At 53.6% G+C, this 18065-nt stretch carries 17 protein-coding genes and 1 riboswitch; of the genes, 10 read left to right on the top strand and 7 right to left on the bottom strand.

Annotated elements, in window-relative coordinates; genetic code table 11:
* Nucleotides 1–548 precede the first annotated feature (548 nt).
* Complete coding sequence (locus NST04_RS27290) at nt 549–1508, bottom strand: MraY family glycosyltransferase (protein WP_445667972.1); 960 nt, start codon at nt 1506–1508, stop codon at nt 549–551.
* Between the two features lie 94 nt (nt 1509–1602).
* Here NST04_RS27290 and NST04_RS27295 point away from each other — a divergent pair, with 94 nt between their 5' ends.
* The gene (locus tag NST04_RS27295) at nt 1603–2292 is read left to right on the top strand and encodes a YjjG family noncanonical pyrimidine nucleotidase (protein WP_341188064.1); all 690 of its coding nucleotides are present in this window, start codon (nt 1603–1605) and stop codon (nt 2290–2292) included.
* Nucleotides 2293–2397: 105 nt separating this feature from the next.
* Entirely contained in the window at nt 2398–3090 is a 693-nt protein-coding gene (locus NST04_RS27300) for a hypothetical protein (RefSeq protein ID WP_341187073.1), read from the top strand.
* A 123-nt stretch (nt 3091–3213) separates the two neighbouring features.
* Here the strand turns inward: NST04_RS27300 and NST04_RS27305 are convergent, their stop codons facing one another.
* Nucleotides 3214–4197, bottom strand: a complete 984-nt coding sequence (locus tag NST04_RS27305) for a ring-cleaving dioxygenase (protein ID WP_341187074.1) — start codon at nt 4195–4197, stop codon at nt 3214–3216.
* Nucleotides 4198–4341: 144 nt separating this feature from the next.
* On the opposite strand from NST04_RS27305, the gene NST04_RS27310 reads away from it, so the two are divergent.
* From NST04_RS27310 to NST04_RS27335, 6 genes are all read left to right on the top strand, one after another.
* Nucleotides 4342–5178: an AAC(3) family N-acetyltransferase gene (locus NST04_RS27310; protein WP_341187075.1), complete on the top strand. Its 837-nt coding sequence runs from the start codon at nt 4342–4344 to the stop codon at nt 5176–5178.
* An 87-nt stretch (nt 5179–5265) separates the two neighbouring features.
* Nucleotides 5266–6198: a manganese-dependent inorganic pyrophosphatase gene (locus tag NST04_RS27315; protein ID WP_076157041.1), complete on the top strand. Its 933-nt coding sequence runs from the start codon at nt 5266–5268 to the stop codon at nt 6196–6198.
* Between the two features lie 163 nt (nt 6199–6361).
* Nucleotides 6362–6937, top strand: a complete 576-nt coding sequence (locus tag NST04_RS27320; RefSeq protein ID WP_341018883.1) for a hypothetical protein — start codon at nt 6362–6364, stop codon at nt 6935–6937.
* 21 nt (nt 6938–6958) lie between these two features.
* A complete protein-coding gene (locus NST04_RS27325; protein ID WP_341187076.1) occupies nt 6959–7660 on the top strand; it encodes a pirin family protein in 702 nt (233 codons plus the stop codon).
* A 39-nt stretch (nt 7661–7699) separates the two neighbouring features.
* The gene (locus NST04_RS27330; protein WP_341187077.1) at nt 7700–8029 is read left to right on the top strand and encodes a hypothetical protein; all 330 of its coding nucleotides are present in this window, start codon (nt 7700–7702) and stop codon (nt 8027–8029) included.
* 182 nt (nt 8030–8211) lie between these two features.
* Complete coding sequence (locus NST04_RS27335) at nt 8212–9306, top strand: Glu/Leu/Phe/Val family dehydrogenase (RefSeq protein WP_341187078.1); 1095 nt, start codon at nt 8212–8214, stop codon at nt 9304–9306.
* 211 nt (nt 9307–9517) lie between these two features.
* On the opposite strand, the gene NST04_RS27340 is transcribed toward NST04_RS27335, so the two are convergent.
* From NST04_RS27340 to NST04_RS27350, 3 genes are all read right to left on the bottom strand, one after another.
* Nucleotides 9518–10198, bottom strand: a complete 681-nt coding sequence (locus NST04_RS27340; RefSeq protein WP_341188065.1) for a peptidylprolyl isomerase — start codon at nt 10196–10198, stop codon at nt 9518–9520.
* 151 nt (nt 10199–10349) lie between these two features.
* The gene (locus NST04_RS27345; RefSeq protein ID WP_341187079.1) at nt 10350–11663 is read right to left on the bottom strand and encodes a voltage-gated chloride channel family protein; all 1314 of its coding nucleotides are present in this window, start codon (nt 11661–11663) and stop codon (nt 10350–10352) included.
* 72 nt (nt 11664–11735) lie between these two features.
* A riboswitch (Fluoride riboswitch) is annotated at nt 11736–11797 on the bottom strand.
* Between the two features lie 85 nt (nt 11798–11882).
* Entirely contained in the window at nt 11883–12491 is a 609-nt protein-coding gene (locus NST04_RS27350; RefSeq protein WP_341187080.1) for a hypothetical protein, read from the bottom strand.
* A gap of 269 nt (nt 12492–12760) precedes the next feature.
* On the opposite strand from NST04_RS27350, the gene NST04_RS27355 reads away from it, so the two are divergent.
* Both NST04_RS27355 and NST04_RS27360 read left to right on the top strand, forming a co-directional pair.
* The gene (locus NST04_RS27355) at nt 12761–14656 is read left to right on the top strand and encodes a sensor histidine kinase (protein WP_341187081.1); all 1896 of its coding nucleotides are present in this window, start codon (nt 12761–12763) and stop codon (nt 14654–14656) included.
* Nucleotides 14657–14771: 115 nt separating this feature from the next.
* The gene (locus NST04_RS27360; protein WP_341187082.1) at nt 14772–16682 is read left to right on the top strand and encodes an ATP-binding protein; all 1911 of its coding nucleotides are present in this window, start codon (nt 14772–14774) and stop codon (nt 16680–16682) included.
* A gap of 18 nt (nt 16683–16700) precedes the next feature.
* On the opposite strand, the gene NST04_RS27365 is transcribed toward NST04_RS27360, so the two are convergent.
* Both NST04_RS27365 and NST04_RS27370 read right to left on the bottom strand, forming a co-directional pair.
* A complete protein-coding gene (locus NST04_RS27365; protein WP_445321806.1) occupies nt 16701–16949 on the bottom strand; it encodes an NHLP leader peptide family RiPP precursor in 249 nt (82 codons plus the stop codon).
* Between the two features lie 74 nt (nt 16950–17023).
* Nucleotides 17024–17965, bottom strand: a complete 942-nt coding sequence (locus NST04_RS27370) for a hypothetical protein (protein WP_341187083.1) — start codon at nt 17963–17965, stop codon at nt 17024–17026.
* Between the last annotated feature and the right edge of the window lie 100 nt (nt 17966–18065).

The following is an 18065-nucleotide window of genomic DNA, read 5'->3' on the forward strand; positions in this document are numbered from 1 at the left end:
GCGTGCAGGCGTGTGGCCCGAATGTATGCGAAAAACAGCATACATTTGTTGGCGCGCAAGCATGTGGTTCGAATGTATGCGAAAAACAGCATACATTCGGTGCTGGTACGAGGGCGAAAGGGTGGGGGCCGGGTTGTGGTTTTAAATCGCATCCCGCTTAAACAGCGGAGAGGACGGAACGAATGCGGAAAAGCGATAGCGGTCGCCTTTGTCTCCGGATTTTTACCGATTAGGGAAATAAATAAAATCTGGAGACAACAGCGATTGTAGCAACGTTCCGTTCGCGTAGCGTTCACCCAAGCGCCCATGGTAATCCTGCTCGAAAGTAAAAGTTTCTCCCCCTGTAATCAGGCAGCGCCCGCGTTGATCCTGCTCAAAAAATCCAAACTAAAAAGGCTGTCCCCATCAGTCATTTCATGACTTTTGGGAACAGCCCTTTTCAAAAGATAAGAATGAATATGCTTCGCGCTAAAATTATCCTTCTCGCTGAAACGGTACCATCCTTAAAAAGGACAGTACCGCCGTTTCCGCTTGTACAAGCAGCCTGCCTACGTCTGGATCAGCAGCAGGATGATGGAGGACAAGGACAGGCAGATGCTGGCCAGATAGAGCACCCCGACCACCTGTCTCTGGTTCAGACCAGCCTTGAGCAGACGGTAATGAACCTGAGTGGCGTCCGCCTGATAGATGGCTTGTCCCTTCAGGAAGCGTCTGATGACGACAAAAATATTGTCGAAGATCGGTACGCCCAGCGCGAGAATCGGAATGAACAGCGACAACACCGTGGCCTGCTTGAAGGCGCCGTCCAGCGCAATTACCGCCAGAATGAAGCCGAGGAAGGTGGCGCCGGCATCGCCCATGAAGATTTTGGCCGGAGCCTTGTTGAAGCGCAAGTACGCCAGAGTAACCCCGATCAGCGAAATTGCCATGAAGGCAGAAGTGGATTGGCCCATCGTAAGAGCGACAACGAACAGCGTTACTGCCGATATCGCCGTCAGTCCGCCAGCCAGACCGTCCATGCCGTCAGAGAAATTAATGACCGTAGTGACGCCGAAGATCCAGATGATCGTCAGCAGGAACTGCAAAATGAACGGCAGTGAGATATAATCACCAGAGAACGGATTAATGAAGCCGGTAAACGCATTGCCGGAAAAGAACACCAGAACGGCGGCGGCAATCTGTACGATGAATTTGGGCAGGGCCGGGAAATCCTTGCCTTTGGTTTTGTACCAGTCATCGATGGTTCCTATAGTCAGCAGAAGCACACCGCCAATGAACAGGGCGAGCGTCTCCAGGGTGAATTCACGTGCGAAGAGCAGATATGTAATGAAAAAACCTACGAAAATGGCGTAGCTTGCGGTTAGCGGGATAGGCTCCCTATGGATTTTGCGTTCAACATCTTCCCTCGGCCTGTCCACGAAATCCAGCCGGAAAGCAAGTCTGCCCAGAGGAGGAATCAGCAGATAAACGATAAAAAATGACACGAGAAAAGCTAAACCGTATAAAATGACAATCACCCCGTTGATTTTTTAAAGGCCTAACCCAAATTATATCGCAGAAGGATGTATGTTGTCGAACTACATAAGCGAGATGGAGGAAATGATGAAATACGAATGTATCCTATTTGATGCCGATGATACACTGTTCGATTATGGAATGGCTGAGAGTCACGCCCTGAGCCATGCCTTCGCCCACTTCGGGCTGCCGACAGGCGCGCAGGAGTATGCAGCCAGCTACCAGGAAATTAACCAGGCTTTATGGAAGGATTTCGAGCAAGGCTTAATCACCTCTGCCGCCCTGCGGGTGGAACGGTTCAACCGCCTGTTTGCTGCCCGTCAGCTCACCTTCAAGCCGGAGGAATTCAGTGAAGCATACCTGCGCTTCCTCGGGGAGGGTACCTTCCTGATTCAGGGGGCAGCCGAGCTCTGCGGCGAGCTTGCCGGGTGCCGGCTGGCAGTGATTACGAACGGAATCAGCGATGTGCAGCATGCCCGGATTAAGGGTTCCCCGCTTAGCGAGGTATTCGAGGCGGTGATTGTATCGGAGGAGACGGGCTACCAGAAGCCGGAGACGGGAATTTTTGATTATGCTTTTGAGAGGCTTAAGCTGTCCGATAGACGCAAGGTGCTGATCGTCGGGGACTCTCTGACCTCGGATATCCGCGGTGGGAACAATTACGGCATCGATACGTGCTGGTTCAATCCGCTGGACAAGCCCGGTGATCCTGAGATCGTGCCTACCTATGAAATCCGCAGTCTGGACGAACTGGTGGAGATCGTGAACCGTGTGTAAGCAGAATAAAAGGCGGCAGGCAGGTTGAAAGTTTCGCTTCCGTGTTAAATATATAAGGACGCTAAGTCCATACTTTTTTAACAACAACATACGGGAGAGGATATTATGAGAAAAAAATGGCTGATTGCCGCAGTGGTTACCGGCATGACGGTAACGGGCTCGGCAGGGGTGTATGCGGGCACCAAGCTGCAGCAGATCAAGGCTTATCTGAACCATAGTCTGGGTATTGTGGTGGATGGTAATCCTTTTTGGATGAAGGACGGCAATGGCAAAACCCTGACACCCATTACCTACGAAGGTCTCACCTACCTGCCGGTCCAATCGATCGCCACGGTGCTGAAGGTGCCTATCAATTATGATTCGGTCAACTATAAAGTGAGAATTGGTGCCGGCAGCGCGGATATTCCTGCTCCGACTCCTGCTCCGGGAACCTCTACCGGCGGTGGGAATGCAACTCCTGCTCCAGTAGTGGAGGGGACGGCTAGACCGGTTAATCTGCCTAAGGATTTTCCGATTCCCCCGGACGCCCTGATTGCGATCACCTTGGATACGGATGCTAACGGCCAGAAGAAGGTGGCGTTCACGTATTCAACGCAGGAGACACTGGAGATCATGGGCTTCGTGTACAGTGAATATGCGCGGATTAAAACTCTGGATAATGCCTCGGAGTCGGTATCAGCCAGCAATGTAAAAATTACGGGCAGACTCGGCGGGACAAGTCCTGTATCCATTACAGGCAAAGCTTCCACGGCGCGGCCCGGCTTCAATCTGTTCACGATCACCTGGTCGGAGAGCTGATCTGATTCTGTAAGTTAAGCTATTATGCAGGCTTGGTTAACGCAAAAAGAAACTCCGGCTTGTAAGTGGGCCGGAGTTTCTTCATGTGTTATTTATCTGAACTAATTCACCAGGCCCCTAAGCTTAGACCTGCGGACGGGTATCCAGCGGCTTCAGGTGGGCCTCAATCTGTTCGCGCTTGGCTTCCAGGAACGGCGGCAGAGCCAGCGCCTCGCCCAGATGCTCGACTTCCTCATCTGTGGCGAATCCCGGCCCGTCCGTTGCCAGCTCGAACAGAATCCCGTTCGGCTCCCGGAAGTACAGGGAACGGAAGTAGAAGCGGTCCACAAAGCCGGAGTTCGGGAGCTGTACGCTGCGGATGCGTTCAATCCACTGCTTCAGCTCCTCTTCGTTATCGACGCGGAAGGCTACATGATGCACGCCGCCCCGTCCCAGGCGTTCCTGCGGAAGATCGCTGCGTTCCTCCAGATGGATCTCCGTGCCGGAGCCGCCTTCACCGGTCTCGAACACGATAACATCCGGCTGGCCCGCCACCGGTGAAGGATAACTTCCTGCGCGGCGGAAGCCGAGCAGGTCCTCCAGAATCAGGGCCGTATGCTCCGCAGTCTCGACGGTCAGATGTGCCGGTCCCAGTCCGACAATGGCATACTCGGCAGGAACCGGGCTCTTGGCCCACGGCTTGCCGCCGGGCATGCCCTCGTTATGCTCATCTGAGACGAGGATGAGGCGCTGGCCCTCATGGTCGGTGAAGGCCAGCGTCTTGCGGCCGCCGCGTTCGGTGATTTCCTCATGCTCTACGCCCAGCACGGTGAAGCGCTGTGTCCAGAAGAGCAGGGCATCATCACCGGGAACACGCAGGGAGAGTGCGGAGATGCTGTTGTTGCCATCGCGGTTGCGCCCTGCGTTAGGCAGCTCGAAGAAGGTAAGCTCCGTGCCGGGATTCCCGGTCTCATCCCCGTAGAACAGGTGATAGACAGATACGTCATCCTGGTTGACGGTCTTCTTAATCAAGCGGAGTCCGAGCACTTCGGTATAGAATTTGTAGTTCTCCGGCGCTTTGGCGGTAATGGCAGATACATGGTGAAGTCCTTTTAGTGTTAAACTCATGGGAATACCTCCTGGAATTTGGGGTGATTGTTATATGAAAAATTACTTATTAATATTAAGTTACTATAATTTTAATAGTAAATGAGTAATTTTGCAAGGTGTATTTCAAGCTGGTATTTATTATTCAGGAAAGCGGGGTTAAACATGCACACCAGATCAAGTCTGATGAAGCAGCTGGAGAGGATGGGGATCGATCCGGAGGGGACACTGCTGGTCCACTCCTCGCTCAAAAGCATTGGTGAAGTGGAAGGGGGAGCAGATACCGTACTGGATGTTCTCTCAGAATATATGAAGGAGGGGCTGCTGGTCCTGCCGACCCATACCTGGTCTTATATCGACGGGCAGAATCCGCGCTTCTCGGTGCTGGAGTCGCCCGTCTGCGTGGGGATTCTGCCGGAACTGTTCCGTAAGCGGCCGAACGTGATCCGTTCCTGGCATCCCACGCATTCAGTGGCGGCGCTGGGCAGGGATGCAGCGGTGTTCACAGCCGGAGATGAGCGCTGGGATACGCCTTGCGCGCGCGGGTCGGTCTACGGTAAGCTGCTGGACCGGGGAGCGGAGATTATGCTGCTCGGTGTGGACCTGCGGAGGAATACGTTCATTCACGGCATTGAAGAGTGGGTGGATATTCCCGGCCGGATGACGGACGGGCATGAGGCGCTCTATACCGTGACGCCGGCAGGAGAGGAGATTGCGGTGCCTTCCCGTAGACACTGCGGACTGTCCTGGTCGCAGCATTTCTGGAAGGTGGAATCCGTGCTGGAGGACAGCGGGGCGCTGCGCAGGGGCAGCTTCGGCGATGCCGGGGTCATGCTCTGCGGCACGGTAGAGACTACGCGTATCCTGAGCGGCATGCTCAGAGAGAACCCGGATCTGTTCTCGGATAACGAACCGCTCTCCGGGGAGGATGTGCCTGAGGCGCTGCCGAAGACGAAGCGGGGGCAGCCTGTACAGGCGGTGCAGGAGCATACCAAGAGCTAACCCGGGTCGGATATTTACAGGTATCTGGCAGGTTTCTATCAATGTATGGTATATTATTCTCACAAAAACATAGTAAGGAGATTGGAAATGACAAAAACTTTGATCTTTGGTCACAAAAACCCGGATACAGATACGATCTGCTCGGCAATTGCCTATGCCGCACTGAAGAAGGAACTCGGCTGGGATGCTGAGCCGGTCCGGCTCGGAGACATCAGCGGAGAGACTCAGTTCGCCCTCGATCACTTCGGGGTAGAAGCACCGCGTCTGGTGGAGAACGTAGCCGCCGAAGCGGAACAAGTGATTCTGGTTGACCACAATGAACGCCAGCAAAGTGCGAATGATATCGATCAGGTCCGTGTGGTTGAAGTTATTGACCATCACCGGATTGCGAACTTCGAGACCGCCTATCCGCTGTATTACCGGGCTGAGCCGGTCGGCTGTACAGCTACCATTCTGAACAAGCTGTACAAAGAGAATGGCGTGGCCATTCCTAAGAACATCGCCGGTCTGATGCTGTCCGCTATCATTTCCGATTCCTTGCTGTTCAAATCGCCGACCTGCACAGAGCAGGATGTGGCTGCTGCGCGTGAGCTGGCGGCTATTGCCGGAGTAGATGCCGAGAGCTATGGCCTGGACATGCTCAAAGCCGGTGCAGACCTGAGCGACAAGAGCATTGCCCAGCTGATCTCTCTGGATGCCAAGGAATTCAAGATGGGTGAATATAAGGTGGAGATTGCCCAGGTTAACGCTGTGGATGTGAATGATGTCCTGTCCAAGCAACCTGAGCTGGAAGCAGCGCTTACCGCGATTATTGACGATAAGGGACTGGATCTGTTCCTGTTCGTGGTTACCGATATCCTGAACAACGATTCCGTGGGTCTCGCCCTGGGCCGCGTAGCAGGCGCTGTAGAGCAGGCTTACAATGTGAAGCTGGATGATAACAAGGCTGTGCTGAAGGGTGTAGTGTCCCGTAAATCACAGATTGTACCGGTTCTCACCGAGACGATCGCCAAGCTGTAATTGCTGCTTCCGGGTATACCCGGAGTAAGAAGGTAGTCCCGTGACCGGCTGTGCCTTTTCCTCAGGAAAAACGTACAGCCGGTTTTATTTTACAATTCACAGCAACTCCTTGACGTCTGAAGGGTATATACAGCATAGGACATTATAGAGGGGGACGGGAATAATGGGGAAGATGCGCAAGCTGGCGATTTCAACAATGTGCCTGATGATGGTCTCGGGAGGAGGCCTGCTGTATGCTGCTGCCGGCAAAACAGATCTCTCATTCTATGTGAATAATATGCTGCTTAAGCAGTCTGCACTATCCTCGGACGGCGGGGTCTATGTGCCTGTGGAACAGCTTTCCGAGAATATGCAGGCGATTGTATCCGTGGACGAGTCAGCAGGGACGGTCAAGATCTACAAGCCTAATGTGAACACGGTGCTGCTGGATGAGCAGGGCAAGATTTTCGGCAAAGTCAGAATGGATACCAGCAATACCTTCTCTGCCCTGGTGCAGGTGGATGATCTCAAAACAGATATCTCCGATCTGAAGATCACCATTACAGACCCGGCGGGCAAGACGGATGTTGTGGATAACCAGCCCATTACAGAGAAGAAGGACAGCTTCTGGTTCAAATCGGCAGCGTATAATTATAAGGTTACCGACAAGGGGAACTATATGATTCAGGTGTATTTCAAGGATGCTGCGTCCAAGAAATGGTTCATCGTTTCTGAACTGCAGATATCGACCACTTCATAATACCCACAGGAGGCGGTTCCATTGATTACAATCTATCCTGCTGCGTCTGCGCACCAGTTCGATTACGGCTGGCTGAAGGGCAGTCATGTGTTCTCCTTCGGGGATTTCTATGATCCGGATAACACGGCCTTTGGGCCGATGCGTGTCTGTAACGATGATACGATCGCTCCGGGAAAAGGCTTCGGCGCCCACCCGCACAGTGACATGGAGATTGTCTCCATTGTGCTGTCCGGCGTGCTTCGTCATGAGGATAACCTGGGCAATGTCGCGCAGACGTCCTTCGGCGGCATCCAGCGGATGTCGGCAGGGACCGGCGCAATTCATACGGAGCATAACCCTTCGGACAGTGAGCCGGTCCGTCTGCTTCAGCTATGGTTCATGCCCAAGACCCGGGGGACGGCTCCCTCCTATGCAACCGGACGCTTCGATCCGGCCAAGCTTGAAGGACGCCTGCTTCCGGTAGTAGCGGCCGAAGCGTCGGAGGAGATTGTCGGAATAGCCCAGGATATGACGATATATCTGGGGAAGGCCGAAGCGGGCGGGCAACTGGATTTCCGGCAGGAGCCGGGGCGGCGCAGCTTTGTATATCTGATTGAAGGGCAGCTTACCCTGAACGGGGAGGATGTGCTGAAGCCGGGCGATTCGGCAAGAATCGAGGACATAGCGCAGCTGGAGCTGAAGGCTGATGAGAATATACTGGTCATGGTGATTGATCTGCCGTAATGAGCGGCGGCGGGATACAGACATGAAGGAGGAGCTCGAATGGCAGAACAGGAAAGAGTGCTGGTGAAGCATTCCGTAACCGGGCGCATGCTTGTGAACAGCATGGAGGGAGTAGGATACACCTTCGATGAGCAGGGCGGGCTGACCTTGATCACCCTGACGAATGTTGCGGCAGATAAGGGCGCTGCGGTGGTGGAGCTGAAGGCGGAGCTTAATGTATTCCGCTTCGAGGAGCCTGCGGACGGGCCGGTCATCAAGCATTGGTACTACGTCGGAGATCAGCCTGTAAGCTATGATGCGGACTCCGGGCGCTTAACAATAGCTGTTCAGTCCGAAATCGAGTACCGGCCAGATCAATACTGGGCCTGATCCCTTTGCAGACTCCACCACATGTGCTTACAACAGGCGTGAGGTTCGGGGTCTGCTGCTTGATGCGCTTTTATGAAAAAAGATGAAAATGGGACAAATGAACTTGACAATACATTCCGGAACGACTAGCTTTGTTATGAAACGTAACATGTTCATAAGAAAAGACAGGAGAAATGAAGCGTATGGAATTGTTTGCGGCGATGGAGCGGGAGGATTACGAGGAAGTACTGTTTTGTCAGGATAAGGCATCGGGGCTGAAGGCGATTATTGCGATTCACGACACCACGCTGGGACCGGCACTGGGCGGAACGAGAATGTGGACCTATGCAACGGAGGAGGAGGCGCTTGTCGACGCCCTTCGTCTGGCTAAAGGCATGACGTATAAAAATGCGGTGGCCGGGCTGAATCTGGGCGGCGGTAAGACCGTCATTATCGGTGATCCGCACACTGACAAGAACGAGGCGATGTTCCGCGCCTTCGGCAGATACATACAGGGCTTGAACGGCCGTTACATTACAGCAGAGGATGTAGGCACTACGGAAGAGGATATGGATATTATCCATCAGGAGACCGACTTCGTTACCGGAATATCGGCTTCCTACGGCTCGTCCGGCAACCCCTCACCGGCTACAGCCTTCGGCGTATATCAAGGCATGAAGGCCGCAGCGAAGGCTGCCTTCGGCAGTGATTCCCTGGCAGGCAGAACCGTCGCCGTGCAGGGTGTCGGCAATGTCTCCTTTACACTATGCAAGTATCTGCATGAAGAAGGTGCACGCCTGCTGGTAGCAGATATTCATAGTGAGGCAGTGAACCGGGCCGTCCAGGCTTACGGGGCAACGGCTGTAGACCCGGCCGACATTATTGGGGCAGATTGTGACATCTATGCGCCATGTGCGCTTGGTGCCACCATTAATGATGAGTCGCTCCCGCGGCTTAGAGCCAAGGTGATTGCAGGAGCCGCCAATAATCAGCTCAAGGAGCCGCGTCACGGAGATGCGCTGCACAAGATGGGGATTGTCTACGCCCCGGACTATGTGATTAACGCCGGTGGCGTTATTAATATCGCCGATGAATTGAACGGTTACCACAAGGAACGGGCGTACAAGCAGATAGCCCGAATCTATGACAGCATCACCCGTGTGCTGGAGATTTCCCGCCTGAAGGGGATTCCGGCCTATGCGGCTGCGGATCAGCTGGCAGAAGAAAGGATATCCCTGCTGCGCAATAGCCGCAGCACCTTCCTGCGGAACGGACAGCATGCCCTTAGCCGGAGATAAGTCCCCAGTCGGGGCGCCTAATTTCGACTTTATTCTGCTTTTTATCCATTCGTGGAGAACGAAGCACACCCACTTCCAATAAGAAGCTGCATGCTTCAAATATACTTCAGTTGCGAAGAAGAGCCATCCTCCGGCTATGGGGGATGGCTCTTCTGTGTGGATTTTGGGATTTTGGAGCACGACTAGTCTGTGCAGCCAGCTTGCAGGCTGCTTATTGTGCTTTTTGCGGCTCGGGATAAGTAACGCCAAGCGTATCAACGGTGACCTTCTTCATGACCGGCGGCTGATCCGGACGGTCATTCTTGCCACGCGGCAGACTGACGATCGCCTGGACCGCTTCGAGTCCTTCAGTGACCTTGCCGAAGGCAGCGTAATCGCCATCAAGGCTTGGATAAGCAGCGGCCATAATGAAGAACTGGGAACCGGCAGAGTTCATATCGTGCTGTCCTCTCGCCATGGACAGCACGCCTTCTGTATGCAGCAGATTATTGGTGAAGCCGTTGTTATTGAATTCTCCGGCAATGCTGTAGTCCGGTCCGCCCATTCCTGTGCCATCCGGGTCTCCTCCCTGGATCATGAAGCCTGGAATAACCCGGTGGAAGATGGTTCCGTCATAGAAGCCCTTCTTAATCAATGAAATGAAGTTGTTGACCGTATTGGGGGCAACCTCGGGGTACAGCTCGGCCTTAATTACAGCGCCGTTATCCATCTCAATCGTAACCACCGGATGGCTGGCTGTGGCTGAAGGCACGCCTTCTGTAGCAGCAGCGCTCTCCTGCGGTGCTGCTGTGGCCTCACTGCCTGCTCCGGAACTGCTGTTACCATTACCGGCGGCATTATTATTCACTGGCTTATTGCCGCAGCCCGCCAGAATGACGAGCATCAGGCACATCACCGCAAGCAGGATGACGGGTTTTCTTGTGATAGACTTCACTTCAGAATCTCTCCTTTTATCCTTAAATAATCTGGCATATTCACCTCTGTATCATACCTTCTTTGTCCTGCTTCTGGCAAAGTCTGCTTCTGTGGCCTGCCGGATTCTGCTACTTTGGTGCGGGCTGCTCTTTGGCGGAAGCGAGCGTCGTTCCTTCGGGAACCGGCAGTAAGGCGCTTTTGGAGATGCCGATGAGCTGGGAGCTGTAGATTCCGCTGTGCCCGGAGAACAGATAGCTGATGATGCAGGCGATGAACATATAGACCGCTCCGCCGGAGCCGAACAGCTCGATACCCATAATGAAGCAGGCAAGCGGTGTATTGGTGGCTCCGCAGAAGACAGCGATGAAGCCAAGCGAGGCCAGAAAAGGCCCATATAGATGAAGCACTCCGGCCAGGCTGCTGCCCAGGGAAGCTCCGATGGCGAATAGCGGCGTCACTTCGCCGCCTTGGAAGCCGGTCCCCAGAGTGAACGCGGTGAAAATCAGCTTCCATAGAAAAGCGAAGGGCGATACGCCGTCTTCGAAGGAGCTGCTGATCAGCGGAAGTCCCAGCCCCAGATAGTCCCGGGTACCGGCTATGTAGACCAGGGCAATAATGATCAGCCCGCCGGCGGCGCTTTTGAGCATAGGATTACGGATTATGGCGGTGAAGGTCCGTTTCAGATAATGGGTAAGCTCACTGAACAGCAGGCTGCACAGGCCGAAGAGGATGGAGGCGATTATAACCTTGACCAGCACCAGTGCATCCATAGCTGGGAAGACATCTACCTGATAATGGATATGGTGAACGCCCCATAACCGGGAGGCTACCAGATCGCCGGTGAAGCTGGCGGCAAAACAGGGCAGCAGCGCCTTGTGGCTGATCAGCCCGATGGCGATCACCTCCAGGCCGAACACCGTTCCGGCCAGCGGGGTGCCGAAGATGGACCCGAAGCCGCCGCTGATGCCGCACATCAGCAGGATTCGGCGGTCCACCGGGCCGATTCTGAGCCAGCGGCCGAGTGCTTCTGCCAGACTGCCGCCCATCTGCACTGCCGTACCTTCACGTCCGGCAGAGCCGCCGAAGAGATGGGTAATCAGCGTTCCGCCAAGGACCAGCAGGGCCATTCGCAGCGGGATCGCTTCGTTGCCCTCACGGATCTGCTCCAGAATCAGATTATTCCCCTTGCTGCTGCTCTTACCGTAACGCATATACATTCCGCTGACGAGCGCGCCTCCCGCCGGAAGCAGGAACAGCAGCCAGGCATGCTCCAGCCTTACCTGGGTGACTGCGTTCAGACTGGCCAGGAACAAAGCCGAGGCACTTCCTGCCAGCAGCCCGACCATTCCCCCCAGGATCACCCATTTGATGAATGTACTCCAGAGCGCAAGCTGGCTCTGGCGCGCTGCAAGCTCGGCCCATCGTTCATATTTCCTCTTCATTATCGCTAATGCCCCCCGACACGAAATCAATACTCCCCTGAAATCAAAACAGACTCCTACCAGCGTAGTTAACCACTGGTAGGAGTCATTAGCCCCGAAGGGCGGTTATGGCGAACTCCATCGCCGCAATTGAATGAAACTATCGTAAGCCGATTGTCTCCAAAAGTCAATATGAACCTGGAGCAGGGGGTACGCTCTGGCAGGGACGCTTAGCCGTATCTACTCGTCACCGTTCGAGCCGTTCAGCACATCGGTACCGGGCATGGCATCAGGGTCCGGGGAGACCGGGTCAACGCTGCTTCCGGGAACCAGCTCATCCGCATCCGGGACATCCTCCAGCGGAGCGGCTTCCTCCGCTTCTCCGGTCACCTCTTCCTCCGTATCCGCATAATCAATGACGCTTCCGGTCAATCCGGCTGCGCCGGCCGTGTATACAGCATCCGACTCCAGCAGCTCATCCCGCTGCGGACCGGGGGTGGCGGAAGCGGGAGCGGGACGGTCTGCGCGCGGCCCAAGCCCGGCGTCCGGCACATTCAGGCCGATGTCGGCTGCAAGAATAGGATCGCTCTCAAGCGCCGGGTCCGAGCCGTCATCCACTACACCGTCGAAATCGATCGGTGTGAAGTGAGCAGGTTCATGACTGGCCAGTGCAGATTCCAGCGGGCGGTTCCCGGCGCCTGCAGTTTCCTCACTGGGGCTTGGCTCAGTAATCGTGCCAAGCGGACGCAATTCTTCCAGCGGGATATCCTGCTCCGGGGAGACACCGCCCATTTTGGTATAGCGCTCATATGCAAAGTCGGCTTCCGTCTTATTGAATTCGTTACCCATCGTCAATCAGCTCCCTTTTCCCTTGTTGTAGGTCTTCTTCATCTTATAGTACAACTATACCCGTTTAAGCGGCGGCGAATCTGTCCGTCATCCAGGCAGGCCATCTGATTAATATATTCATTTCTCCGGCAGAATAACCGGAATAGATGAATTAAACGAGCTGTTTCGAGGTTATTTGCAGTCTGATGGCAGGTATTGTGCAAACGTTGTCGAAAATAAGAATCATATGGACTATATAAATACAACTAACGATTCACTGAGGTGCCACAATGAAGTTAGCATCAACCAAAACAGCCGCAGTCCTTATTATGCTGCTGCTTATAATAACGATCATTCCGGCGGGAATCGCCATAGAATGGGACGGACATACCGAAGCGGAAATTCCGGCCTGGGAGCTGAAGTGGGAAACAGCTGGAAATAGCGGTATAGAAGCTGCAATTGCAGGGCGGGCCGACGAATGGACATGGGTGCGTGCCAGGGAGGCCAGGCCCCTTCCGCCATCTGGTACCGCTTCTGCTTGGATGCGGCTTACCTTGCCTCCTGCTGGAGCAACTCCCGCAATTCTGATCGATAGAGTATTTGGCGACAACCTGAAAGCATATATAGACAACCGGCTAATCTACGATTCCAGCGGGGATGTGGAATATAGCGGCAACAAGGTGCTGATTCCGCTCCCGGCACAGAACAGTGCGAAGCCGCTCTATCTGTGGAATGCGGGCAGCGGGGAGTTCGGAATTGAGGGGGATGTAAGGGTAGGCAGCTACGATCAGCTGCTGTCCTTTTATGTGAAGCAGGATCTGGTTGATGTTGTGCTCGGAGCCGCCATGATCTTCATGGCCGGAGCATTATTGATCTGCCTGCTGTTTCTTAAGCCGGAATTTTTCTACAGCGGCTTCTTTCTGGCCCTGGTCATCCTGTCCTTTGGAGTGCTGCTGCTGACGTACTCCCCGTTTCTGACGCTGATTCTAAGCCGGGGGGATCGTCTGAGGCAGATCAGCTTCGATTTGGCCCTGTTTACCATTATGCCGGCGTTCACGCTTTATTTTGAGCAGTTATTCGGACCGGGCAAGCGTGGCTTCACTGCCCGTGTGCGTAAATTTCAGCTGGCCTATTCCTTGTTCTGTACCGCAGCGCTTATTCTGAATGCCGCACTTTCCTTCCGGCTGGACGCGCTGTATTCGCTTCTGACTATTAACGCAACCGGTGTACTAATGATTGTCCAGTTTATCTACCTGCTGTATCTGGCGTTTTCTTATGCCCGCAGAGGCAATTCCGATGCCATCCTGTTCACTGCCGGCTTCTCTGTATTTGCCTTGGTCTCCGTGGCGGAGCTGCTGCGGTACTTCCTTTCCATGGAGAGATATCATCTGTACTGGTGGAAATGGGGCATGGTGGTATTCATTCTTTCCCTGATTGCTATTCTGGGGAAACGGTTTGCGGGAAGCCATGAGAAGGCGCTGGAATACGCCAGGGAGCTGGAGAAATTCAATAATGAGCTGCAGCGTTCGGAGAAAATGGAGATTATCAGTGAGCTTGCCGCCTCTGTAGCCCATGAGGTACGTAATCCGCTCCAGGTCACACGCGGGTTCCTGCAGATTCTGGGGGAACGCTCCGGTAATAAGGAGAAGGAGTATCTGAAGATGGCTGTGGGGGAGCTGGACCGGGCCTCGGTGATCATTACCGATTTCCTGACCTTTGCGAAGCCGGGCGTTGAAATCGTGGATGTATTCGAAGTCTCGGAGGAGCTGAAGCATGTGTCGGGAATCCTGCTGCCGCTGGCTAATCTGCAGGGCGGCTCAATAGAGCTGCGTCTGCAGCAGGAGCTTCAAGTGACGGGCAGTCCGGCCAAGTTCAAGCAGGCATTCATTAATCTGATCAAGAACAGCATTGAATCACTCCAGGAGGAGGGGCAGATTGTCGTAACGGCCTGGAGGACAGGCAACTGGGTAATCATCAGCGTGAAGGATAACGGCGAGGGAATGAAGGTCAGCGAGCTGGCCCGGCTGGGCGAGCCGTATTACTCCAATAAGACCAAGGGTACGGGGCTTGGCCTCATGGTCACCTTCCGTATTATTGAAGCGATGAACGGCACGATTAAGTTCAACAGCCGCAAGGGCGAAGGGACCGAGGTGCTTATTAAATTGCCGGCCTCCACCAGTAATTAGAAAATATTTTTGTTTATTCCGTTTTTTTGAAGGGATGGGCAGAGTATGGGGCGAAATATTAACACTACAGAACTTTGCTTCTAAAACTTTCCTCTGAGGTGCTTGCATGTCTTTGATGGTCAAAAGTTTACATACAGCGTTCGTATTGTTTCTGCTTTGCCTAACCTGCGGAGGACTTCTGGTATCCGCGCAAAGTGCCTCCCCCGCCAGTGAGATCAGACATTGGCAGATGAAGTGGCAGGAGGGGCCGGATGATGGCGGACTCCAGGCTCCGGTAACGGAAGACCAGGGGTGGATCGATGTGGAGGCGAAGGCCGAGATGCCGCGCAAGCCTTCCGGGGTATCCTCCGCCTGGACTAAGATTACTTTGCCCTCCTATCATTATGTGTCCCCCTCCGTCTATATCCAGACAATCTATGCGCTGCATGTGAAGGTGTATGTGGAGGACCGGCTGGTTTTTGAAGGGGACCGCGGCTTTATTATGGATAATTATTCCGTGCTTGTGCCCCTGGACATGCGGGATAACGGAAAGACGCTCTATATCTGGACGCAGACACTCCAGGACCGGATCGGAATCAAAGAGCAGGTGATGCTCGGTGAACACAGTATTCTAATCAAGGATTATATCAAAAACGGACTTATAGATGTGATTCTGGGCGGCGCGTTTATCTTTGTGGCGGCGGTGCTGTTTGTGTGCGCATTTTTCCTGAACAAGGAGTATTTCCCTGTGGCGGCTTCGCTGTCCATTGTCATTGCCTCTACCGGTGTGCTGTCTGTCACCTATTCTCCCTTCACTTATACCTTCTACAGCTATTTAGGCGGGCTCAGTGTATTTTTGTTCGATGTAGCGCTGTTGTCCCTGTTACCCGCATTGACCTTCCTGTTCGAGAAAATATTCGGCGCGGGCAAATACGGCATCATCCGCAGGTTCCGCAAATTCCAGATGGCCTATTCCTTATTCTGCTGTGTCCTCCTTATTATAAATGCACTTTCCGGGGGCCGGTATCTGAAATTCTACTACTTCATCTCCACCAACATTGTCGGCATTATTATGATTCTTCAGTTCATCCTGCTGATCGGCTGTGTAGTTGTGTTCTCTCTGAAGCGCAACAAGGATGCGATCATCTTCGCATGCGGCTTCGGTACGGCTGCGCTTACCGGGGTCTTGGAGCTGCTGTGGTATTATCTCAGACGCGGGAACTATGATCTCTTCTACTGGAAGTGGGCGCTGGTTGTGTTCATTCTCTCGCTGATTGTGATTCTGGGGCGGCGGCTGGCGCAGAACCACAGCCAAGTGGTGAAGTATTCGCAGGAGCTGGAGCTGTTCAACAACGAACTGCAGCGTTCGGAGAAAATGGAGATTATCAGCGAGCTGGCAGCATCGGTAGCTCATGAAGTGCGTAACCCGCTCCAGGTGACCCGGGGCTTCCTCCAGCTGCTCAGCGAGAAGTCGAGCGGGGACGAGCTGAAATACCTGTCCATGGCGCTCAGTGAGCTGGACCGGGCGGCGAGTATTATTACTGATTTTCTGACCTTTGCCAAGCCGGAATTCGAACAGATCTCCCTGCTCTATGTGAATGAAGAGTTCATGCATATCCAGAGCATCCTGTTGCCGTTATGCCATTTGAACGGAGGCAAAATGATTTTGGAGGTGGAAGACGGTCTGCGGGTCAAAGGGAACTCCTCGAAGTTCAAGCAGGCGATGATTAATATCATCAAGAACAGCATTGAATCCCTGGGGGAGGAAGGCACGATTCATCTGCTGGCTTACAGCCGGGGGGATAAGGTGCATATTCATATCAAGGATAACGGGGCAGGCATGGAACCGGCTGTGCTTAGCCGTCTGGGCGAGCCTTACTTCTCCTCCAACAAGACGAAGGGCACGGGGCTCGGGCTGATGGTTACCTTCCGTATTATTGAAGCGATGGAAGGCGAAATCCGTTTTATGAGCAAAAAAGGAGCCGGAACCGAGTCCATCACCATTCTGCCGCGTGCAGAAGGGCCGGACGATTCCAACTCCCGTTAATAGTATGACTTGAGTATGCTACCAGGTTCCCATTGGGGTGATACGTGTCTTCATTACATCGGAAGAAGGGCTTGGGGGAATGACCAGGTAGAATTCATTCGAGCCTTCCTCTACGGTCTTCAGTGTAATGTTGTCAGGAAGGTTGATGCCCAGCGCTTCCTGGAGCGCTGCCTTCGGATCTGCAAGCAGTCTTTGTTTGAAAGCCGGATCTTCCCACGCCTTCTGAATCACCTGATTCTTAAGAACTCCTACTGACAATAGAATCACCCTTTCGAAATGGTTATAATTGCCTTTTTAGTATAGCATAGCCCTTTCTATAATTCTATTGCTATTTACATAAATTATGAGAGATTCGAGCGCGAAGATAGCCAGTAATCAAGCCCTCCGCCCAGCAGCAATTGCTTCTGTGCTTCAATGGCCGCGGCGATCTGCTGCAGGTTCTGCACGAGTACGAGATGGAAGGATACCAGCAAGGGCAGCTGTAAACTTGCCTTCTCTAGCATCAGATGGTTGGTTTGGGCCGTTGCTGCATATCCAGTCATTCCTCCTGTTACATAGATGAAGTCCTTCACTGCTGCTTCAGTCAGTGGTTCTCCTGCGGCCATCCCGGTACTGGAGCGTACCAGTGACAACAGGCAGTTATAGCTGCTGTCCTCCAGATCCTGCTCCCAATCTTCGTAGTCGTCAAGCATCTGCAGGGTCAACAGTACTGTGTGGATCATTTCTTCGGCTTCGGGAATAGAAGAGGACTGGCCTGAGAGCAGCAGTGCGGCCGTACTGCTGAGCTTAAGCGGGCTGGCCTTATGGGAAATACGGATGCGGTCATTCAGGAAGTAATCGCTGCCGGCTTCACCGCTCACGCTGTCTGCCCACTCGCTGATGTAACGGCTGAAGCAGGGCCAGAAGGGGGAGTCCGCCGGGAACAGCGGAAGGTAGGTCGCAAGAAACTCCACATAGAGCAAATTGGCAAGGGGTAGAGCTTGCATCGCCGAGGCCTCCGGACTGTCCATCAGGTCATCCTGGAGGAAGAAGTAGAGCATGAGGAAGACATTACCTGCGGACATCCTGCGGGCCAGTTCAGGATTCAGGCCACAAGGGTCTTGGAGCCAGAAGGGGAGCAGGTAACATATATAATTCTTGTGGCTGTCCGGGTTGAACACGTTGAACTGATTGAGATATGACAGGCCGCGGGCGTTAAGCGGCTCTGGAAACGCAGAGATCACCCTGCGGTTCTCCTCAAAGACCACACGGAGCTCATCCTCATAAGCATGAAGCCAATCCATAGGGCTGCCTCCTGTCAATTATGTATTTTATTTAAAATATTAGGTAAAAAGTGGCTATTTGATCTGATTATAATCCTACGTCCGTCCTATTTCAATCAAA

Source organism: Paenibacillus sp. FSL H7-0756 (genome assembly GCF_038006765.1).
Lineage (GTDB): Bacteria > Bacillota > Bacilli > Paenibacillales > Paenibacillaceae > Paenibacillus_AQ.